We start from the raw sequence: 19,028 nt of genomic DNA, 5'->3' as shown, positions 1-19,028 counted from the left end.
ATGCAGACACAAAAAAAGAATAGTACCATACGTCAAATGATGTTTCCCATTCACAAAAGTGAACTGCGTAAATTTTTACCAATGGTCTGTATATTTATGCTTATATCTTTCTGTTATGCTCTTACACGTTCCCTTAAAGATATGAATATGCTTAAGCAAACGCATACTACGGCCATTTACTGGTTAAAAGCAGTAGCCACTACACCTAGTATGATTGTTTTTACCATTCTTTATGGAAAAGTGAGTCGTTCTACAGGAAAAGATGGTAGGTTTAATGCAGTTATGATTTATTTTCTTACTTTTTTTACCTTTTCATTATTCTTTTTACTGCCGCACAAACAAATATTGCAGTTAAGTAATTTTTCTAAAATGCTTGAAGCAAAATTTCCCAGCTTTATAGGACTATGGGAAGCTATTTGCAATTGGCCTATTTCTTTGTTCTATATTCATGCTGAGGCTTGGGGAACTTTTGCATTAAGTGTATCATTTTGGACTTTTATCAATGAAATTACTACTATAAAGCAAGCTGAACGGTTTTATAGCTTTTTAGGCACTTTTGGTACCATTGGTAGCATCTTAGCTGGATTTATTCTTAAGTTGGATAATGTGCGTACCAATTTTGATCAAAGCTTAAAATTTGTGATTATAGCTATTGTTTTGATTCTGATCATTTACAACTATTTTACCGCAGATATAAAAGCACATCCAGCCTACTATCAGATAGAAGAAAAACCTAAAAAAGTAAAAGTAAAAATGTCCTTTGTAGACTCTATGAAGTTTCTAGCACGGTCTAAGTACTTAATGTTGCTTTCCGTATTGGTAATCAGTTATGGATTAGTGATTGCTCTTTTTGAGGCTGTAGAAAAAGCCCAAGTTAAAAAATATTTGGTAATGATTGGAGATGATACCATTTTAGCAAGTATATATTCTAACCGAGAAATTGCAGTAGGTGTAATTTCTATTTTAGTAAATTTGTTCTTTGCTACACCTATACTAAAAAGAGGATGGCGTTTTGCTGCATCTGTTACGCCCCTGATTGCACTGGTGATGACGGTTTTATTTTTTACCTTCTTGCGCTTTGGCACTGTTTTAGATGATTGTTTTGCAAGTTTTCATCTCAATGCCTTGTATCTCTCTGTCCAAATAGGACTTTACAATGTCGTTTTGATTAAATCAGTTAAGTATGTCCTTTTTGATCCAACTAAAGAAGCGATCTATATTCCACTAGATGAAGAAACTAAAGTACGTGGTAAAGCAGCGGTAGATGGTGTAGGCGCCCGTTTGGGAAAGAGTTTAGCATCTGTACTGATTTCCAGTATGTCTACATTATTTGGTGGTGGAGATATTGCCAATATTCGTACGCCCATTGTGTTGATCATTATAATGGTGATTATAGTTTGGTTGGTAGCGGTCCGTGCTTTAGGAAAATTAAAAGTAGCAACTGAAGAAAAATATGAAGCGGAATTTCTAGGTGTCAAAAAGGTGCCAGTAAGTAAGTAATTGGTGTTATGGAAAAAAGTTGATATTTGGTAGCTTTCTAGCTATTTGCTACCCTCTATTTGGCCTGTAACGCCTAAATAGATAAAATCTATTTTACTATTTTATTTATTGAATATGAATATTTTTAAAAAATTAGTATCTATTTATGCAATAAGCATAGCAGGATGCAACCATCAAGGAAATGATGCGATGAGTGGCAATAACAATAGTCAATTATTGATACAGATTCAAGCAGCCAGAGCAAAACTCAAGCTTAATGATGCTCCCAGACACGCATGGTCATGAATCTATGAAATTAGGAGCAAAAGCAATCCATAAACATCCTTGTGCTATGTGTGGCAAGGCATATACACACAAGCACACAAAAAAAGTATCTGGATCATGTAACTATAGACATTTATGTAAGATGTGTGTTGGCTTTACGCCACTGCCCACCTGTACAGAAATGTAAATAACGTCCAATAACGTCTAACCCACCTCATGCGTTGGACGAAAGTGCGTGCTCCTTTTTATGAAAGTAAGCAGGTAGCGCTCGTTCGGCGCTATCGATTTATTTTAAATAAATTTTAATAAATTGTTGTAGTTTATCCAAACCATGTGATAATCGACCAGCATGGGGTAGATTCAGGTAAACCGTTTCATGCATACGCTTTTTAAGTAGCATTATCGCCATATATCCTTTTAGTTATGTCAGAAATTATCGCTAGTCTTGACATAGGTACTAGTAAAGTTTGTGTAGTTATAGGAGCACAAAGCCAATATGATCCTAATAAACTTGAGGTATTAGGTATCGGAAGTGCTGTCGCAGATGGGATTGTGCGCGGTATGATTGTGAACATTGATAAGGCAGCTATTGCCGTTAAGCAGGCTCTGGAAGCTGCTGAAGAGGACTCTGGTATAAATATTAATATCGTACATGTAAATATTTCTGGAAAACATGTAACAGGATCTTGCCACCATGGTAGCATTACAAGAGATACCATAGAAGAAGAAATTATGGTAGAGGACATCAAAAAGCTTACCAATGATATGTACCGTATTGTCCCCCCTTTAGGTACAGAAATTGTTCATGCTATGCCGCAGGAGTATACCATAGACTATGAAATTGTAACCCAAGATCCAGTAGGTATGTCAGGCGTAAAATTAGAGGCAAATTTCCATATTATTACAGCTAAGACCCACGCCATTCAAAACATACATAAATGTATTAAAAAAGCAGGTGTAGAAGCAGAAATAGTTATGGCTTCTGTCCTAGCCGCTAGTTTGGCTATATTGAGTGATGAAGAAAAAGAAGCAGGCGTTTGTTTGATTGATTTCGGAAGCAGTATGATTAGCATCGTAATCTTTTTTGATGCCATCATTCGGTATACCGCTACCATTCCATTAGGAGGACATATGATTACTTCAGATATACAACAAAGTTGTATGGTTATGGAACGGCAAGCAGAGTTATTAAAAGTAAAATTTGGTAGCATTGGATCCAATGTTTTGACTACCCAATCAGTAGTAACGATTCCAGGATTGCGCAATCGTAGACCCAAAGAGATCATTACTACTAATTTAGTTAAAATCATAGAGGCCCGTGTAGAAGAAATAGCAACATTTATCCATGAAGAAATTTTGCATTCTGGTTTTTACGATAAGTTGGTAGCTGGTATCGTTGTAACAGGTGGAAGTGCTAATTTACCAGCCATACCAGCCATACTGCAGCAGGTAACTGGATTGGATACACGGTTGGGCTTTCCAGATGAGTATCTAGAAGCAGGCAGTAGCAAAAAATTACGCGACCCTAGCTATGCCACTGCCATTGGATTAACCCTAGCTGGATTTAAAGCATTGGATTATAGAGAAGCCTACTATAGAGCAGCAAAGTCTGCCGACTTGAATGCTACGAAAAAAAATGTTAAAAAAGGAAAAAAAAGCAACTTTTCTTTTGCACGCATTCTTACCAAAACAAAAGCTTTTTTAGTAGACGATTACGATGAAAACTAGTCGACAAAATAGTATCATACTGCCTAATATAACTTGTTGTAATTAAAGCACCTTATTGTGTGAATGATGAAGGATATTACCTATAAATTTGATTTACCTACACACCATAAATCTATTATAAAAGTGATAGGAGTAGGTGGGGGTGGCAGCAATGCAGTGAACAACATGTATAAGCGTGGTATTAGAGATGTGTCCTTTATTGTTTGCAATACAGATGTCCAAGCGCTACAAAATAGTCCTATACCCATTAAGCTCCAAATTGGTGCAGCACTTACAAGTGGGCTAGGGGCTGGTGCCAATCCAGAAGTAGGACGTAATGCTGCATTAGAAAGTAAAGAAAGCATTCGAGAATTATTAGATAATGATACAAAAATGCTTTTTGTTACCGCTGGAATGGGTGGTGGAACCGGTACAGGCGCTGCCCCTATTATTGCTAGTATTGCCCGTCAGCAAAGTATCTTGACGGTTGGTATTGTTACACTACCTTTTTCATTTGAGGGCAAAAAAAAGCATTTACAGGCGCAAGAAGGCATTAATGAATTACGGAAACATTGTGATACCGTTCTTATCATCTTAAATGATAAAATTCAAACCATATTAGGAGGGCTGTCGATTAGTGAAGCTTTTATAGAGGCCGATAATGTGTTAACCACTGCTGCTAAAAGCATTGCTGAGATTATTACGGTACCCGGTTATGTCAATGTAGATTTTGAAGATGTTAAGACGGTAATGAAAAATGCAGGTGCAGCAGTGATGGGTTCTGGCGAAGCCAGAGGTGAAGGCAGGGCATTACAGGCTGCTGAGACGGCACTTGCTTCTCCTTTATTAGACTATACAGATATACGGGGTGCTAAAAAAATACTCTTATCCATTGTTTCCGGGCAAGCAGCTGAGCTACAAATGGATGAATTAACCATTATTACCAATTATATACAGGAGCAGACCGGCAACGATGCTGAAATGATTTTTGGTCATGGTTCTGATTCGGAAATGGAAGAAAGCATTAGGGTTACGGTTATTGCTACTGGATTTAATAGAGAAGCAGACCATGCAAATCAAGAGCTGCTCGCTCCGTCTAAGCAGGAAGTGGCGTATACAGAGCCTAAAATATTGCACCATCCAGCGTCCAATACGGAAATCTTAGATGCGTCCACAGAAAAGATAATAGTGGAGCCTGTTTTAAAAACAACTAAAGCAACTCCCAAGCAGTCTGCAACAGCAGAAGAATCTGCTATACAGTTACCCCTACCTTTTGGTGCGCCTCAGGGAGTAGTCATGGAAAAAAGCGCTTCATATGGCCATGTATCCACTGTAACCTCCAAACGGGGTGTTGTACCGATAAGCTGGGATGACCGCTATGTAAAAGAAGAGTTGGCCATACCTACCTATTTAAGAAAAAAAATAGTGCTTGATACGGCGGATGCAACCATAGAATGGGTCCGCTATCGCTTAGATGATGCATTAGACCATCCTGATTTGAAAGGAGGTGATGTACAGTAATAATAGTTATGCAAACGCTATAGTGGATTGAAAAAATTAACTATAGATAGGAGCACACCAACGGGACAAGATCTTTTTATAGGATGTCTAAAAAGTAGATTTGGTTCGGCCCATAAAAAGTATTAAATTTAAATTGTATTAGGCTGTTATCTCTATATCAGTTAAAGTAGAACGCATTGGGGCTGACTGGAATTGACGGGAAGATTAAATCCAATGTAAGCATGCGAGGTGTTGTAAGTATTACCTCTAGTATAAAACTTACACAATCCGTAAACGGCAACTTAGCTGTAATCAATAATTCCCGCCGTTGCAAATTTGTTGCGCTTCGAAAAGAAGAAGAAGAGGACGATGAATTGCGTATGGCTGCTTAATCGATAGATTAAGGGGAATTTGTCCCGCTGGTTTTTGTGTTATCGGATCAGCATAGGGGCATCGATGGATAGCACTAGTGTGGTCAGGTGCGTGATGGCCGCATAAATCATAACCGGGCATAAGCGTAACATCAGGTGAGTGGCTGACCTTGGTTGCGCCGACAATAAACAGTTGCTAAGCATGTAGAAAGCGTTGTGGTTTCCTTGTTCGGACGAGGGTTCGATTCCCTCCAGCTCCACTTAATCAGGTAGCGCCTTTATGCTGCGTTAGCTATTAAACTTTAAATAGAGCCCCATGGCCATCCCCACATAGGGCTTCCTAAATGGTAAGACAAGAAACTTGTTTTTGCTTCTTCTATGGTTAGAAAAGCTATAATAGCTATACCATATCATTTTTAAATTTTAACTTAAGATGGCAAAAAGCATCAAACATTTGTACCGTCTTTTTACTTTCTGTATCTACTATACTATCCCGTATACCTTTAAAAAGAATCTTCAGGAATTAGGCAAGCAAATAAGCAAAAGGGTCCATAAAGTCCTCTATGGCTATACTAAGTTAGATCAAATATGCATGATATATCATATGATACTTTTCTCTTAACTAAGTCAGTAGCTGATAGATATGTCCTTATACCCTATAGAGCTGTTTTATGAAGCCATTCAAAAAGAAGAGTATTTCCAAATTGGGACCTTTAAAAAGCCCATTGGAAAGGATGGCGGTTTAGTAGCCTATTTTGTTGCCCATAACCCAGCTGAACTAGCTAAACTACCCGCTCTTTTTGTAGAGATGGATAACGAAAAGGTACCTTATACCATTAAAAATATTACCTATAAAGCGGGTAAAGCGATTATACACTTGGATCTTATCTCATCTAAAACGGAGGCCTATGCACTTCGCAATCTATCCCTGTTTCTTCCGATAGCGCTTCAACCGAAATGGCAGCAGGCTATGCTGCCTTATAGTTTGGTAGGGGCGGTAGTAGAAGATATTGCCTTAGGTCCGCTGGGCAGCATACAATCTATCTATCGCATGCGGGATCAATATATGATGGGCGTTGACCATCCTAAAAAAGAGTTATTGATCCCCTATTCTACACCATTTCTAATAAACGTTAATACAGCAGCAAAAAAAGTTACCGTAGCACTCCCAGCGGGTTACTTAGAGGCCATGCTATAACAGCTGTAATTGCTTTTATCTGTATCAGGTACGTGTTGTGTTTAGGGTAGGAGGGTAATATGCGAGAGGTACATTAGACCCTTTTAGTAATTGAAGTCAGTAGGTAAAAATGTCAACTTATATTTTTACCTACTGACTTGCCTAAAGTAGATTGGGCAATAGTTTCTAAAGATAGTTTGGAAACCGGTAGGCCCTAACCCTGATGATTGTTACTTTTCTTGTGAAGGGTCTGATTAAGTTTTACCTTGACATTGCCTAAAATGTTCCTCTATGAGGGTCCGGCTTTCGGTTATAGCTTTGGTTTTATTATTATCTTTTTTTTGCTTTGATTTTGTTGAATCTGGATGATATATTCCACATAGTTTACGAACAACCTTATTTAGCTCTTTAATTGACGAATGGTCATTAATTTTTCTTAAATCTGTAATCTTGTTCTCATTTAGCAAGTCGTTTAAGGTTTTATAAAATTCATTTATTTTTGTTTTGTCCTTATCGGACTTACAACTACGACATTTGTTATTTTGCCTTGAATCGTTAAAGTTGTTATTTTTGGAAGAAGAATTGCCAAAATTCTTATCAGAATTATCAAAGTGACTACCCCAATTATTTTGTTTTTGTTCTTTTTGTTTAGTTGTGTAGGTAAGTAGTATATTACCTGTATAATTACCAGAAGCGGTTGAAGAAATCGATACTGTGCCAGAATAATCTGGATAAACTTCTATATCATCCGTATTTAACGTAGGATATTTCTTTTTTAAGATATCTTTAATGTCTTTACCTGAAACGAAGCCATAACGATCCGCCTTAACCATTCCTAGATCCTTAATGGTAATGATATCACTTAACTTTTGTTTTTGTTTAGTGGTATAGGTAAGTAGTATATTACCTGTATAATTACCAGAAGCGGTTGAAGAAATCGATACTGTGCCAGAATAATCTGGATAAACTTCTATATCATCCGTATTTAACGTAGGATATTTCTTTTTTAAGATATCTTTAATGTCTTTACCTGAAACGAAGCCATAACGATCCGCCTTAACCATTCCTAGATCCTTAATGGTAATGATATCACTTAACTTTTGTTTTTGTTTAGTGGTATAGGTAAGTAGTATATCACCTGTATAATTACCAGAAGAGGTTGAAGAAATGCATAGGGATCCTTTGCCATATGTATATAGGAAAACGTGAATGTGTTCTGTATTTAACGCAGGATATTTTCTTTTTAAGATATCTTTAATGTCTTCATGTGAAACTAAGCCATAACAATCCGTCTTAACCATTCCTAGATCCTTAATGGTAATGATATCACTTAACTTTTGTTTTTGTTTAGTGGTATAGGTAAGTAGTATATCACCTGTATAATTACCAGAAGAGGTTGAAGAAATGCATAGGGATTCTTTGCCATATGTATATAGGAAAACGTGAATGTGTTCTGTATTTAACGCAGGATATTTCTTTTTTAAGATATCTTTAATGTTTTCAGATGAAGGGCAGTCATAACAATCTGGCTTAACCATTCCTAGATCCTTAATGGTAATGATATCACTTAATTTTTGTTTTTGCTTTTTAGCCTTACGGATAGAATAATTGTTGCCGATAGAACTATCAAAAAAGTCACATTTTTGTGCGGTAGTAGATACTGCTAATAGCAATAAGGGAAATATTTTTTTCATTTGTATCGTAGTTTTTAGTTTTTAAGAATTTGAATTTTTTGGAATTCTTGTACCCCAAATATACAATAATATTTGAATGATTATACGAACAGCGGGTATTGATACTTAAAGCGCGCGTGGTAGTAAAATTATACATCATTATAACAGGCTCATAGTGAAGCGTAGTCTCAGCAGGCATTTTATTTTATTTAGGGCGATTGGACGTGGATCTTTTTTTGTGCTTCTAAAGCCACACTATGGCTATACTATTTATAGTTTGACTAGATCTAGTTAACGTCTGTTTAGATGAAGTGTTCACATAGTAATTATTATCTACCCTTTTTTCTTTATGCGTTAATTTTTATATCTTTGGGTCACGCGCATCCTAGATGTAGTAGCGGTTTGAGGTAAACCATTTGATTTAGCCTAAATTTTGTTTAAATTTGTGCTTTCGCTGTTATATCTTTCCTAGTTTTTTGGCTGGTTTTAGAGCGATTAAGTGGGTATGATTAGTATTTAAGTTTATGATTGGAATCATAGGAAAAAAAATTGGAATGACCAGTCTTTATGATGGTAAGGGTCACAAAAAAGCATGTACCATCATTCAGGGCGGTCCCTGTGTGGTGACACAGCTTAGAACAAAGTCTATAGATGGATATCAGGCTGTTCAATTGTCATATGGCGATAAAAAAGAAAAAAATACCTCTAAGCCTCTTATAGGCCATTTTGCTAAAGCTTCTACTACACCTAAGTCCAAGCAAGTGGAGTTTAGATGTGATGATGATGCGGTATGGCAGCAAATTACATTGGGTCAAGTGATTCGCATAGACGATGTTTTTGTCGAAGGTCAGTTTATAGACGTAGTTGGTACCTCCAAAGGTAAGGGCTTCCAAGGCGTTGTAAAGCGACATGGCTTTAGTGGCGTTGGTAGCCGTTCTCATGGTCAGCACAATCGAGAAAGAGCACCTGGTTCTGTTGGTTCAGCTTCTTTTCCCTCACGTGTATTCAAAGGAATGCGTATGGCTGGAAGAACAGGTGGCAATAGAGTTAAGGTGACCAACCTTCAGGTGATAAAAGTTTTGCCAGAGAAAAATCTAATTGTACTCCATGGAGCAGTCCCTGGTGCAAATAATGGTTACGTAATTTTGGAGAAATAAAATGAACCTATCAGTATTAAAATATACAGGGGAAGAAGTAGGCCGTTCTGTTCAATTGCCAAAAGAAGTATTTGGTATTGAGCCCAATGATCATGCCATTTATTTGGATGTAAAGGCTATCTTAGCCGGTAAGCGTCAAGGTACCCACCAAGCAAAGGAGCGTAATGCAGTCAGTGGTTCTAGAAGAAAAATTAAAAGACAAAAAGGAAGAGGAACAGCTAGAGCGGGTGATATTAAGTCTCCTTTATTCAGAGGAGGCGGGCGTATTTTTGGTCCAAGACCAAGGGATTATAGTTTTAAATTAAACCGTAAGGTAAAAAAATTAGCCAGAAAGTCTGCCTTAACCTACAAGGCTAAGGCAAACCATATCTCTATCTTAGAGCCTTTTTCTTTTGAAGCACCAAAAACAAAAAGCTATTTAGGTATGCTCCAAAATTTGTCTTTTCTAGATGAGAAAACACTATTGATTATACCTAGTGTAGATAAAAATATTGTGCTATCTAGTAGGAATATAAAGCAAGCAAAAGTAGTTTGTGTCGACCACGTGAATACCTATGATCTTTTGCATGCTAAAAAATTGTTAATTATGGAAACAGCTATAACCCCTATAGTAGAAAAATTAACACAATAACAGATGAGTATCCTAAAGAAGCCTTTGGTAACAGAAAAAATGTCAGCACTTAATAAGCGTGGCATATATGGTTTAATCGTAGATGATCGTGCCGATAAGCACCAAATACAAAAAGAAATTGAACGCTTTTATGGTGTTACAGTCCATAAAATTAATACCATGCGTTATGCAGGTAAACCAATAACGCGCCATACTAAGTCGTGTGTAATAACAGGGAGACGGCCTTCCTATAAGAAAGTACTTGTAACGCTTAAGGCAGGGGATGTCATAGATTTTTATGGCAATTTCTAGCCTTTTGCATTGAATTTTAAGCTGTTAGTTGATCTAGTTATGCCATTAAAAAAACTTAACCCAACCACGCCCGGTCAGCGTTTTAGAATAGCACCAGATTTCTCTACGGTTATTACTGCTCATAAGCCAGAGAAGTCCCTCTTAGTAAAAACCAAGCGCGCAGCTGGTCGGAATAATCGTGGTAGGATTACTGTGCCCCATAGAGGGGGTGGACATAAGCGGCGTGCCCGCCTTATTGATTTTAAAAGGAAAAAAATAGCTGTCCCTGCATTTGTCCATTCTATTCAGTATGATCCTATGCGCACTGCATACATAGCCCTACTCCATTATGTAGATGGTGAGAAAAGCTATATTATAGCACCAGAAGGACTTAAAGTAGGCGCTAAGGTTGTAGCAGGCCCAAATGCACCAATAGAGCTAGGTAATGCTATGGAAATGAAAGATATACCATTGGGAACGATCATCCATAACATTGAACTATCCCCTGGACGTGGTGCAGCATTGGCAAGAAGTGCCGGCGCATATGCACAGTTGCTTTCCAAAAGTGGTAAGTATGTGACCATTAAGTTGCCTTCTGGTGAAAGGCGATTGGTATTAGACCATTGTATGGCTACTATTGGCTCTGTTTCCAATAGTGACCATGGTAATGTTACCATTGCCAAAGCAGGTAGAAGTCGCTGGATGGGTAAAAGACCTCGTGTACGCGCTGTTGTAATGAACCCTGTGGATCATCCAATGGGTGGTGGTGAAGGAAAAGCTTCTGGAGGACATCCTAGATCTTTTAAAGGGTTATATGCAAAAGGTAAAAAAACACGCAATCGCAATAAATATTCTACTAGACTGATCATTAGTAAAAAGAAAAAATAATGGGTAGATCTATAAAAAAAGGACCTTATGTGGCGCATCATCTACAACGTAAGATAGACATGCTGAATCAGTCCGGTAAAAAAACAGTAGTTAAAACTTGGTCTAGGCGGTCAACCATTACACCAGATTTTGTGGGACATACCCTTGCAGTACACAATGGGCATAAATTTATCCCTGTTTTTATTACAGAGTCAATGGTAAGCCATAAAGTTGGTGAGTTTGCCTTAACAAGAACCTTTAAAGGACATACCTCTAAAAAAAGATAATTTAAACTATGGAGGCAATAGCAAAATTAAGAAAGCTGCCTATATCTGAACGTAAGGTTGGGCGCTTAGCGGCACTTATTAGAGGAAAAAGCGTGGCTACTGCATTAGCTATTTTACAAAGTAAGCCACAACAAGCTGCGCTTCAGTTGAGAAAGCTTTTACTTTCTGCTATTTCAAATTGGCAAAATAATCATGCAGCTGCCTTCGAGGATGGCGCAATTTTTGTGAAGAAAATAACAGTAGATAGAGCCGGTATGGTAAAAAGAGTTATGCCCGCGCCAAGAGGTGTGGCACATAGAATTAGAAAACGATCTAGTCATGTTGTTATGGTGGTAGATACTTTACGGAATGCTATTCCTGTGTCACATCAGATTGTTTCAAGTACAACAACGTAACCACACTAATCATACTATAATGGGTCAAAAAGTTAATCCCGTCGGTTTTAGAGTTGGGTTTATTCGTAAGTCAGATTCCAGTTGGTTTGCATCAAAATCCTCCTATGTAGAAAAATTAATGGAGGACGAAAAAATACGTACCTATCTAGATGCGCGAATGGCCAAAGCTAGTGTTGCTAGAATACTTATAGAACGTGCTGGTAAAAAAATTACCATTACCATTCGAACTGCTCGCCCAGGTATTGTTATTGGGAAATCGGGTGCAGAAGTTGATAAGGTAAAAGAAGAGTTGAAAAAGCTAACTAGAAAGGAAGTTGAACTTAATATTGTTGAGGTAAAAAAACCAGATCTAGAAGCTAAGTTGGTCGCTTTGCAAATTGCGCAACAGATTAGAGGTCGTATGCCTTATAAGCGTGTAGTAAAGCAAGCTATAGCTGCTGTGACCCGTTCTGGTGCACAAGGTGTTAAAATTAAGGTTTCGGGTAGGTTAGATGGTGCTGAAATGGCTAGGTCAGATGAATTTAAAGAGGGATCTGTTCCACTCCATACCCTTCGTAATGATATAGACTATATAGCGGTCGAAGCCCATACCATTTATGGAAGAATAGGTATTAAAGTTTGGATTTCTAGGGGCGATGTTGCAGTTAATCATCTCCAACGTTCAGCCGGTCGGCCTCCTAAAGTAGGAGAGAAAGGGTTTCTCTCTTCCAAAGTGCGGAAGTAGTTATGCCCTGCATTACAACAATATTAATTTTTGCATTCCATAATAAAAATGTTACAACCAAAACGAGTACGTTATAGAAAAACCCAGAAAGGGAGGATAAAAGGCTTATCAATGAAAGGAAATTCATTAGAATTTGGTACCTTTGGGCTGAAGGCATTAGAACCCTCATATATTACTGCTAGGCAAATTGAGGCCATGCGTATTGCCATTACAAGAGAAATGAAACGGCAAGGGCAAGTTTGGAATAGAATCTTTCCAGATAAGTCTTTGACTAAAAAGCCAGCTGAAGTAAGGATGGGTAAAGGTAAAGGTGCGCCAGATTCTTTTGTAGCCATTGTGAAGCCTGGTAGAATTCTCTTTGAGTTAGATGGTGTAGCTAAAGAAGTTGCAGAGCGTGCGATGCGTCTTGCCATGCATAAGTTACCTATTAAGGCACATTTTGTAGTCCGTAGGGACTATGTTCATTCAGTAGGGTAGGTTGTGGAGCCATTTAGAGGTTTTTTTTGCCTATGGTTAGGCTATTACTTTAACGTGCTATTCAATAAGTAATAAGTTTTTAAAATGAAGTACAAAGAAATTCAGTTATTTTCTTCTAAAGAATGCAACGATAAATTAAAAGAAGCCTTAAATTATTTAGTCAAACTAAAGCTTGCTCATTCGGTTTCTCCAATTGAGCATCCGATGAAAATTAGGGCGGCAAAAAAATCCATTGCAAGGCTAAAAACAGCTCAGAACAGTTGTCGAAGCAACCATCAGAATTGTAACCACCATGGTGAGAAATAGAAGAAAAGAAAAGGTAGGAAGGGTTACTAGTAATAAAGCCCATAAGACCATAACCGTTGTAACAGATACCAAAGCTATACATCCTGTATATGGTAAGTTTGTAAAAACATCTACCAAATTTATGGCACATGATAAAGAAAACAGCTGTAGTATTGGTGATCTCGTAAAAATTATGGAAACCCGCCCTTTAAGTAAAAAAAAGAGATGGCGATTGGTTCAAATCATAGAAAGAGCTAAGTAAAAATGATACAACAGGAATCAATACTAAAAGTAGCTGATAATAGCGGCGCAAAAACAGCTCTTTGCATTCGCGTTTTGGGTGGAACCCGTAAGCGCTATGCGCAAGTTGGTGATAAAATTGTAGTAACCGTAAAAACAGCTAATCCTTCTGGTTCCCTTAAAAAGGGCACTATTTCCAAAGCCGTTGTGGTCCGTACCCGAAAAGAAGTAAGGCGTAAAGATGGTTCTTATATTCGCTTCGAGGACAATGCCATTGTTTTAATTGAAAATAACAATGAGCCCAAAGGAACTGGTGTTTTTGGGCCAGTAGCTCGAGAAGTTCGAGATAATAAATTTATGAAAATAGCCTCTTTAGCTGACGAACTATAAAGCATGAAGCAAACAATAAAAAAAAGTTTTAAGATTCATATTCGAACAGGAGATCGTGTAAAAATTTTGACTGGTAAACACAGAAACCAGCAAGGAACTGTTTTAAAGGTATTCCCTAAAAAATATCGAGCTGTTGTTGAAGGTATGAATATAGTAGTTAGGCATTTAAAGCCTTCTACTGAGCATCCTAAAGGAACCATCCAAAGGCTACCATCTTCTATTCATATTAGTAATCTGATGTTAATAGATGCAGTAAGCGGATCTGCTACTCGTGTAGGAAGAAAGTATAATGAAGCCGGCAATCTCCAGCGGTATGCTAAAAAAACAGGAAATTTTATAAAAAATGGTTAAGCCTAGATTACAAGAAAAATATTTTGCAGAAGTTATTCCTTCGCTTAAAGATTTATTCGGATACAAATCGGTTATGCAAGTCCCCAGGTTACATAAAATATGTATCAATCAAGGATTAGGTGATGGTGCATCCAATAAAAAATTAATTCAGCTTGGTTTAGAAGAATTAACTGCTATTGCTGGACAGTGTGCCGTGGCTACCCGTGCTAAAAAATCAGTTTCTAATTTCAAGCTTAGGGAAGGTATGCCTATTGGTGTAAAAGTTACCTTACGCGGCAGGCTTATGTATGAATTTCTTGATCGTTTTATATCCATTGCACTGCCTAGGATTAGAAATTTTTGGGGATTGAAGGCCAACGGATTTGATGGAAAAGGCAACTACAATGTAGGCATTCAAGAACAAATCATATTTCCAGAAATTAGCATTGATAAAGTAATTAAGATCAACGGTATGAACATAACTTTTGTTACAACTGCCCAAAACAATGAAACCGCATTTCAACTTTTAAAAGCCTTAGGAATGCCCTTTAATATGGTGCAAGATTAAATTAAAAGGTTATGGCAAAAGAATCAGTCAAAGCAAGAGATAAGAAAAGAAGACATTTAGTAGCCAAATATGCCGCTAAAAGAGCTGCATTAAAAGAGCAAGGTAACTATATGGCACTCGATAAACTTCCCAAAAACAGCTCTCCAGTTAGATTGCGTAATAGGTGTAATATAACCGGTAGAGCCCGTGGATATATCAGAAGATTTGGTATTTCCCGGCTAGTTTTTAGAAAATGGGCTTTAGAAGGGAAATTACCAGGTATACGGAAAGCAAGTTGGTAGTCAGCTAACATATAAGTCTATATACCTGTCTTTATTATTTGTTAATATATAATCACCATGACTACAGATCCAATAGCTGATTATCTTACTAGGATTAGAAACGCCATTAGTGCCAATCATAGGGTAGTAGAAATTCCTGCTTCAAAAACAAAAACAAAGCTTACAGAAGTCTTACAAGAAAAAGGGTATATACGAGGGTATAAGCTGGTCTCTAAGCCAGATAGTGTTCAGCCAGTTATCAAAATTGCTCTTAAATATGATGCTTTTACAAAGCAATCTGCTATTGTACATTTAAAACGTGTGAGTAAGCCAGGGTTGCGTAAATATTCTACTGCTGCTGCTATACCTACTGTTATTAATGGATTGGGCATAGCCATATTGTCCACCTCCAAGGGTATTATGACTGATAAAGAAGCGCGTAAAGTTCATGTTGGTGGTGAAGTACTTTGTTATATTTACTAAAATAAAGAAAAATGTCAAGAATAGGGAAGCAGCCCATTAATATACCGCTAGGTGTTACCGTATCTGCCCTAGATGGTGGAATCATACAGGTTAAAGGTCCTAAAGGTCTACTGCAGCAGCAAATTGATTCAACCATTATGGTTGAGATTTCCGAAGGGTTCGTTAAGTTGATACCCGTTGATGCTAAAAAATCTAAAGCCCTTTATGGTCTTTATAGAGCTTTGATTTATAATATGGTAGTAGGGGTTAGCGTTGGCTTTAAGGTTACCTTAGAGTTGGTAGGGGTTGGTTACAAAGCCAATGTCCAAGGTAGTCTATTAGAATTAAGTTTAGGTTATTCTCATGATATTGCTTTGGTCTTGCCAGAAGAAGTAATGGCTACAGCTGAATTGCCTAAAGGAAAAAATCCACTGGTCCATTTAGAATGTCTAGATAAGCAGCTTTTGGGTCAAGTAGCTGCAAAAATTCGTTCCTTAAGAAAAGTTGAGCCTTATAAAGGCAAAGGTGTCAGGCGTTTAGGTGAGGTAGTGCGGCGTAAAGTTGGAAAGTCTACTAAAAAGTAGCATCTATATTTTTCAATGTTGGCCTATTTTATATTCCTACATAGTAAAAAAATGAAAATAAAGGATAACAAAGTAGCAAGAAGACTTAAAGTTAGGAAAAGCATTAGAAAGCGTTTGCAGGGAACATTCGCCCAGCCGCGTCTTTCGCTTTTCAAGAGTAATACTTGTATATATGCCCAGCTTATTAATGATGAAACAGGCGAAACGCTACTTTCTGCTTCGTTGTATAAATTAAAAATTAGTAAAAATAACGTTGCTGGAGCATTAACATTAGGAAAAGCAATTGCGCAACAAGCGTTGGCTAAAGGTATTACCCATATTGTCTTTGATCGTTCTGGGTATACTTATCATGGTAAAGTCAAAGCATTGGCTGAAGGTGCTCGAGCAAATGGTCTTAAATTTTAGTTAAAAATGATATTAAGTGGTAAAAAACTCAGAGCCAGTAATTATAATCTTGAGGAGAAAGTAGTAGCCATTAAGCGCGTTACCAAAGTAGTAGAAGGTGGCCGCAGATTTAGTTCTTCTGCAGTTGTAGTAGTTGGAAATGGTGATGGTATTGTAGGATATGGCCTTGGCAAAGCAAAAGAGTTAACCGATGCCATTGCTAAAGGTGTAGAGGCAGCTAAGCGCAACCTAATCAAAGTCCCTATTTTACGTGATACCATTCCACATAGTTCAGTTGGCAAATATGGTGGTGGCAATGTTTTGATTCAACCAGCAGCTTCTGGTACTGGCGTAATTGCAGGTGGCGGTGTCCGTATCGTCTTAGAAAGCGTAGGCATTAAAAACGTTTTGTCTAAGTCCCAGGGTTCTTCTAATCCGCATAATGTAGTCAAAGCAACTTTTAAAGCATTGTTGCAATTGCGTGATCCCATAACTATTGCCAAGCAACGTGGCATCACTTTAGATAAGCTTTTTAATGGATAAAATTTTATGGAACAAATTAGAATTACACAGGTACGAAGTTTAATCAAACGTCCTAAATCCCAAAAAGCAACCATTCAAGCACTTGGATTAGGGCGGGTTAATAAAGGTGTTGTCGTTGAAGCTACCCCCCAAATATGGGGTATGGTACGTAAAGTCAACCACTTAGTGGTTACAGAAAAGATATAATAGCTTATGGAATTACATACACTTAAACCAGCAGTAGGTGCTTTAAAGGGTAAAAAGCGCGTAGGTAGAGGCCAAGGTTCCGGTAAAGGTGGAACGGCTACACGTGGTTACAATGGTGCACAATCTAGATCTGGTTATAAAAGAAAGATTGGTTTTGAAGGAGGTCAACAACCACTCCAGAGGCGTATTCCTATGTATGGATTTAAATGTCCGAGTAGAATCGAGTTTACACCTTTAAATCTTTCTACTTTGCAAGCCTTGGCAGAGAAGCATCATGTTTCTTCTATAGATCATATTTTCTTGAGAAAGCATAATGTAATCGGGAAGTATGAAAAATATAAAATATTAGGAAATGGCCAGTTAAACCTTAAACTTTCAGTTGCCGCACATCGTTGCTCAGCTACTGCTTTACAAGCCATTCAAAATCTTGGTGGAGAAGTTATCATGTTGTCAACATATGAATAAGTTATTTAAAGTTATTAAGGATATATTTTTAATAAAAGAACTACGCATTCGTATAAGGAATACATTATTCTTTCTATTGCTTTTCCGTATAGGTAGTATCATTGTTTTGCCTGGTATAGATGTAACCCAAATTTCTGGTCATGCAAAGCGCGTTTTTGGCTTACTCGATAGTTTTTTAGGTGGTTCACTTAGCCAAGTTTCCATCTTTTCAGTAGGCGTTACCCCTTATATCTCGGCCTCTATTGTTATGCAACTTTTGTCGATTGCCTGGCCAAAAATTCAAAAAATACAACGTGATGGAGAAATGGGGAAACGTAAAATTGCGCAAATTTCTCGTATCCTTACTATTTTTATCGCTATTTTTCAATCTTTTCAATATTTATTTATTGCTACAGGTAGTGGAAATGTTTCTATAAGTCGTACTTTTTTTATTTTTATTTCTATTATTATTTTAACCGCAGGTGCCATATTTTGTATGTGGCTAGGTGAAAAGATTACCGATAAAGGAATTGGCAATGGTGTAACCATGTTAATGATGGTGGGTATTGTATCCTCTTTTCCTGCTGCTTTATACCAAGAAGCGGTATATCGTGGCAGCAAGGGTATGTTTCTATTTGTATTAGAGTTATTCGTATTGTTTTTAATTGTGCTTGTGTTAGTTGCTTTTACACAAGCTACACGCAGGGTTCCTATTCAGTATGCAAGGCAATTGAGCACCAGTACCATATATGGAGGGCAGCGTCAATATATACCATTTAAGTTAAATAGTGCAGGTGTAATGCCTATTATCTTTGCCAATCTTTTGATTTTTTGCATTTCATGTCTTTTAGGTTTTTGGAAAGATAAATTTGCTTGGTTGGACCTCATTAGTGGTATGTTGCGCGATGATACCAGTTGGCTATTTAATTTTCTGTTTGCTTTTTTGATTATTGTCTTTACCTTTTTTTATACCGCTATTACCGTCAACCCTGTGCAAATAGCAGAAGATATGAAGCGTGCCAATAGCTTTATTCCTGGTATTACCTCTGGCAATGCAACGGCCCGCTTTTTGGATGGTGTATTAGACAGAATTACCTTGCCAGGCGCTATGTTCTTGGCAATTATTGCTATTTTGCCTGCTTTTGCCCGTATAGTTGGATTAAGTTTTCCTTTTTATAGATTCTTTGGTGGGACTTCTTTATTGATTATGGTCAGTTCGATGCTTGAAACCATTCAGCAAGTTGAAAGCTATTTGTTAATGCGTCGATATGAAGTAATTATTAATAAAGGTGCTAGATTGCAGTAGTAAGTTTTTAATAAAGTTTCCATATTTTTACAGCTATTTGCTATAA

The 19,028-nt window shown here is 37.4% G+C and carries 26 protein-coding genes and 1 other RNA gene; 26 read left to right on the top strand and 1 reads right to left on the bottom strand.

Features of this window, described 5'->3' with window-relative positions; translation table 11 throughout:
- From AL022_RS00720 to AL022_RS00700, 5 genes are all read left to right on the top strand, one after another.
- The gene (locus tag AL022_RS00720) at window positions 1-1,500 is read left to right on the top strand and encodes an Npt1/Npt2 family nucleotide transporter (RefSeq protein ID WP_014934314.1); all 1,500 of its coding nucleotides are present in this window, start codon (window positions 1-3) and stop codon (window positions 1,498-1,500) included.
- Between the two features lie 687 nt (window positions 1,501-2,187).
- Window positions 2,188-3,492 (top strand): cell division protein FtsA, encoded by a 1,305-nt coding sequence (gene ftsA, locus AL022_RS00715; RefSeq protein WP_014934310.1) that lies wholly within the window; start codon window positions 2,188-2,190, stop codon window positions 3,490-3,492.
- Window positions 3,493-3,558: 66 nt separating this feature from the next.
- A complete protein-coding gene (gene ftsZ / locus AL022_RS00710) occupies window positions 3,559-4,992 on the top strand; it encodes a cell division protein FtsZ (RefSeq protein ID WP_050999953.1) in 1,434 nt (477 codons plus the stop codon).
- Window positions 4,993-5,170: 178 nt separating this feature from the next.
- Window positions 5,171-5,605, top strand: a transfer-messenger RNA (tmRNA) gene (gene ssrA, locus AL022_RS04185).
- Window positions 5,606-5,985: 380 nt separating this feature from the next.
- On the top strand, window positions 5,986-6,540 hold the full coding sequence (locus tag AL022_RS00700) for a ribosome maturation factor RimM (protein ID WP_014934306.1): 555 nt from the start codon (window positions 5,986-5,988) through the stop codon (window positions 6,538-6,540).
- Between the two features lie 233 nt (window positions 6,541-6,773).
- On the opposite strand, the gene AL022_RS00695 is transcribed toward AL022_RS00700, so the two are convergent.
- Window positions 6,774-8,213 carry a hypothetical protein gene (locus AL022_RS00695; protein ID WP_014934305.1) on the bottom strand — a complete coding sequence of 480 codons (1,440 nt, stop codon included), beginning with the start codon at window positions 8,211-8,213 and terminating at the stop codon, window positions 6,774-6,776.
- Window positions 8,214-8,716: 503 nt separating this feature from the next.
- Between AL022_RS00695 and rplC the strand changes: the two genes are divergently transcribed.
- The 21 genes from rplC to secY all read left to right on the top strand — a co-directional run bounded on the left by rplC (window position 8,717) and on the right by secY (window position 18,982).
- The gene (gene rplC, locus AL022_RS00690) at window positions 8,717-9,349 is read left to right on the top strand and encodes a 50S ribosomal protein L3 (RefSeq protein WP_014934304.1); all 633 of its coding nucleotides are present in this window, start codon (window positions 8,717-8,719) and stop codon (window positions 9,347-9,349) included.
- A gap of 1 nt (window position 9,350) precedes the next feature.
- Window positions 9,351-9,980, top strand: a complete 630-nt coding sequence (gene rplD / locus AL022_RS00685; protein ID WP_014934303.1) for a 50S ribosomal protein L4 — start codon at window positions 9,351-9,353, stop codon at window positions 9,978-9,980.
- A 3-nt stretch (window positions 9,981-9,983) separates the two neighbouring features.
- Window positions 9,984-10,271 carry a 50S ribosomal protein L23 gene (gene rplW, locus AL022_RS00680; RefSeq protein ID WP_014934302.1) on the top strand — a complete coding sequence of 96 codons (288 nt, stop codon included), beginning with the start codon at window positions 9,984-9,986 and terminating at the stop codon, window positions 10,269-10,271.
- 39 nt (window positions 10,272-10,310) lie between these two features.
- Entirely contained in the window at window positions 10,311-11,138 is an 828-nt protein-coding gene (gene rplB / locus AL022_RS00675; protein WP_014934301.1) for a 50S ribosomal protein L2, read from the top strand.
- Window positions 11,138-11,404, top strand: a complete 267-nt coding sequence (gene rpsS, locus AL022_RS00670; protein WP_014934300.1) for a 30S ribosomal protein S19 — start codon at window positions 11,138-11,140, stop codon at window positions 11,402-11,404. The genes rplB and rpsS overlap by 1 nt, the downstream gene beginning before the upstream one ends.
- 8 nt (window positions 11,405-11,412) lie before the next feature.
- Window positions 11,413-11,799, top strand: a complete 387-nt coding sequence (gene rplV, locus AL022_RS00665; protein WP_014934299.1) for a 50S ribosomal protein L22 — start codon at window positions 11,413-11,415, stop codon at window positions 11,797-11,799.
- 19 nt (window positions 11,800-11,818) lie between these two features.
- Window positions 11,819-12,523, top strand: coding sequence for a 30S ribosomal protein S3 (gene rpsC / locus AL022_RS00660; RefSeq protein ID WP_083851384.1), 705 nt, complete (start codon window positions 11,819-11,821; stop codon window positions 12,521-12,523).
- Window positions 12,524-12,571: 48 nt separating this feature from the next.
- On the top strand, window positions 12,572-13,000 hold the full coding sequence (rplP, locus tag AL022_RS00655) for a 50S ribosomal protein L16 (RefSeq protein WP_014934297.1): 429 nt from the start codon (window positions 12,572-12,574) through the stop codon (window positions 12,998-13,000).
- Window positions 13,001-13,084: 84 nt separating this feature from the next.
- On the top strand, window positions 13,085-13,306 hold the full coding sequence (gene rpmC / locus AL022_RS00650) for a 50S ribosomal protein L29 (RefSeq protein WP_014934296.1): 222 nt from the start codon (window positions 13,085-13,087) through the stop codon (window positions 13,304-13,306).
- Window positions 13,293-13,547 carry a 30S ribosomal protein S17 gene (rpsQ, locus tag AL022_RS00645; RefSeq protein ID WP_014934295.1) on the top strand — a complete coding sequence of 85 codons (255 nt, stop codon included), beginning with the start codon at window positions 13,293-13,295 and terminating at the stop codon, window positions 13,545-13,547. Before rpmC ends, rpsQ begins: the two co-directional genes overlap by 14 nt.
- 2 nt (window positions 13,548-13,549) lie before the next feature.
- Window positions 13,550-13,915, top strand: coding sequence for a 50S ribosomal protein L14 (gene rplN / locus AL022_RS00640; protein ID WP_014934294.1), 366 nt, complete (start codon window positions 13,550-13,552; stop codon window positions 13,913-13,915).
- Between the two features lie 3 nt (window positions 13,916-13,918).
- Entirely contained in the window at window positions 13,919-14,266 is a 348-nt protein-coding gene (gene rplX / locus AL022_RS00635) for a 50S ribosomal protein L24 (RefSeq protein ID WP_014934293.1), read from the top strand.
- Window positions 14,259-14,813, top strand: coding sequence for a 50S ribosomal protein L5 (rplE, locus tag AL022_RS00630; protein ID WP_014934292.1), 555 nt, complete (start codon window positions 14,259-14,261; stop codon window positions 14,811-14,813). The genes rplX and rplE overlap by 8 nt, the downstream gene beginning before the upstream one ends.
- 11 nt (window positions 14,814-14,824) lie before the next feature.
- Complete coding sequence (gene rpsN / locus AL022_RS00625; RefSeq protein ID WP_014934291.1) at window positions 14,825-15,094, top strand: 30S ribosomal protein S14; 270 nt, start codon at window positions 14,825-14,827, stop codon at window positions 15,092-15,094.
- Window positions 15,095-15,151: 57 nt separating this feature from the next.
- Window positions 15,152-15,556: a 30S ribosomal protein S8 gene (gene rpsH, locus AL022_RS00620; RefSeq protein WP_014934290.1), complete on the top strand. Its 405-nt coding sequence runs from the start codon at window positions 15,152-15,154 to the stop codon at window positions 15,554-15,556.
- 11 nt (window positions 15,557-15,567) lie between these two features.
- Complete coding sequence (gene rplF / locus AL022_RS00615; protein WP_014934289.1) at window positions 15,568-16,119, top strand: 50S ribosomal protein L6; 552 nt, start codon at window positions 15,568-15,570, stop codon at window positions 16,117-16,119.
- A 57-nt stretch (window positions 16,120-16,176) separates the two neighbouring features.
- Entirely contained in the window at window positions 16,177-16,524 is a 348-nt protein-coding gene (gene rplR / locus AL022_RS00610; protein WP_101677508.1) for a 50S ribosomal protein L18, read from the top strand.
- Window positions 16,525-16,530: 6 nt separating this feature from the next.
- Entirely contained in the window at window positions 16,531-17,046 is a 516-nt protein-coding gene (rpsE, locus tag AL022_RS00605) for a 30S ribosomal protein S5 (protein WP_014934287.1), read from the top strand.
- Window positions 17,047-17,052: 6 nt separating this feature from the next.
- Entirely contained in the window at window positions 17,053-17,232 is a 180-nt protein-coding gene (gene rpmD, locus AL022_RS00600) for a 50S ribosomal protein L30 (protein WP_014934286.1), read from the top strand.
- Window positions 17,233-17,238: 6 nt separating this feature from the next.
- Complete coding sequence (rplO, locus tag AL022_RS00595; protein ID WP_014934285.1) at window positions 17,239-17,697, top strand: 50S ribosomal protein L15; 459 nt, start codon at window positions 17,239-17,241, stop codon at window positions 17,695-17,697.
- Window positions 17,690-18,982 (top strand): preprotein translocase subunit SecY, encoded by a 1,293-nt coding sequence (gene secY, locus AL022_RS00590; protein WP_014934284.1) that lies wholly within the window; start codon window positions 17,690-17,692, stop codon window positions 18,980-18,982. The genes rplO and secY overlap by 8 nt, the downstream gene beginning before the upstream one ends.
- Window positions 18,983-19,028 lie beyond the last annotated feature (46 nt).

The organism is Cardinium endosymbiont cEper1 of Encarsia pergandiella (assembly GCF_000304455.1).
Taxonomy (GTDB): domain Bacteria; phylum Bacteroidota; class Bacteroidia; order Cytophagales; family Amoebophilaceae; genus Cardinium.
Note: the sequence above shows the minus strand (reverse complement) of the source record. Positions and strands in the feature narration are given on the sequence as shown.

Excerpts from the sequence above, each read along its gene's own strand:
- AL022_RS00720 (WP_014934314.1), top strand. The coding sequence starts at position 1 with ATGCAGACACAAAAAAAGAATAGTACCATACGTCAAATGATGTTTCCC.
- ftsA (WP_014934310.1), top strand. The coding sequence starts at position 2,188 with ATGTCAGAAATTATCGCTAGTCTTGACATAGGTACTAGTAAAGTTTGT.
- ftsZ (WP_050999953.1), top strand. The coding sequence starts at position 3,559 with ATGAAGGATATTACCTATAAATTTGATTTACCTACACACCATAAATCT.
- AL022_RS00700 (WP_014934306.1), top strand. The coding sequence starts at position 5,986 with ATGTCCTTATACCCTATAGAGCTGTTTTATGAAGCCATTCAAAAAGAA.
- AL022_RS00695 (WP_014934305.1), bottom strand. The coding sequence starts at position 8,213 with ATGAAAAAAATATTTCCCTTATTGCTATTAGCAGTATCTACTACCGCA.
- rplC (WP_014934304.1), top strand. The coding sequence starts at position 8,717 with ATGATTGGAATCATAGGAAAAAAAATTGGAATGACCAGTCTTTATGAT.
- rplD (WP_014934303.1), top strand. The coding sequence starts at position 9,351 with ATGAACCTATCAGTATTAAAATATACAGGGGAAGAAGTAGGCCGTTCT.
- rplW (WP_014934302.1), top strand. The coding sequence starts at position 9,984 with ATGAGTATCCTAAAGAAGCCTTTGGTAACAGAAAAAATGTCAGCACTT.
- rplB (WP_014934301.1), top strand. The coding sequence starts at position 10,311 with ATGCCATTAAAAAAACTTAACCCAACCACGCCCGGTCAGCGTTTTAGA.
- rpsS (WP_014934300.1), top strand. The coding sequence starts at position 11,138 with ATGGGTAGATCTATAAAAAAAGGACCTTATGTGGCGCATCATCTACAA.
- rplV (WP_014934299.1), top strand. The coding sequence starts at position 11,413 with ATGGAGGCAATAGCAAAATTAAGAAAGCTGCCTATATCTGAACGTAAG.
- rpsC (WP_083851384.1), top strand. The coding sequence starts at position 11,819 with ATGGGTCAAAAAGTTAATCCCGTCGGTTTTAGAGTTGGGTTTATTCGT.
- rplP (WP_014934297.1), top strand. The coding sequence starts at position 12,572 with ATGTTACAACCAAAACGAGTACGTTATAGAAAAACCCAGAAAGGGAGG.
- rpmC (WP_014934296.1), top strand. The coding sequence starts at position 13,085 with ATGAAGTACAAAGAAATTCAGTTATTTTCTTCTAAAGAATGCAACGAT.
- rpsQ (WP_014934295.1), top strand. The coding sequence starts at position 13,293 with ATGGTGAGAAATAGAAGAAAAGAAAAGGTAGGAAGGGTTACTAGTAAT.
- rplN (WP_014934294.1), top strand. The coding sequence starts at position 13,550 with ATGATACAACAGGAATCAATACTAAAAGTAGCTGATAATAGCGGCGCA.
- rplX (WP_014934293.1), top strand. The coding sequence starts at position 13,919 with ATGAAGCAAACAATAAAAAAAAGTTTTAAGATTCATATTCGAACAGGA.
- rplE (WP_014934292.1), top strand. The coding sequence starts at position 14,259 with ATGGTTAAGCCTAGATTACAAGAAAAATATTTTGCAGAAGTTATTCCT.
- rpsN (WP_014934291.1), top strand. The coding sequence starts at position 14,825 with ATGGCAAAAGAATCAGTCAAAGCAAGAGATAAGAAAAGAAGACATTTA.
- rpsH (WP_014934290.1), top strand. The coding sequence starts at position 15,152 with ATGACTACAGATCCAATAGCTGATTATCTTACTAGGATTAGAAACGCC.
- rplF (WP_014934289.1), top strand. The coding sequence starts at position 15,568 with ATGTCAAGAATAGGGAAGCAGCCCATTAATATACCGCTAGGTGTTACC.
- rpsE (WP_014934287.1), top strand. The coding sequence starts at position 16,531 with ATGATATTAAGTGGTAAAAAACTCAGAGCCAGTAATTATAATCTTGAG.
- rpmD (WP_014934286.1), top strand. The coding sequence starts at position 17,053 with ATGGAACAAATTAGAATTACACAGGTACGAAGTTTAATCAAACGTCCT.
- rplO (WP_014934285.1), top strand. The coding sequence starts at position 17,239 with ATGGAATTACATACACTTAAACCAGCAGTAGGTGCTTTAAAGGGTAAA.
- secY (WP_014934284.1), top strand. The coding sequence starts at position 17,690 with ATGAATAAGTTATTTAAAGTTATTAAGGATATATTTTTAATAAAAGAA.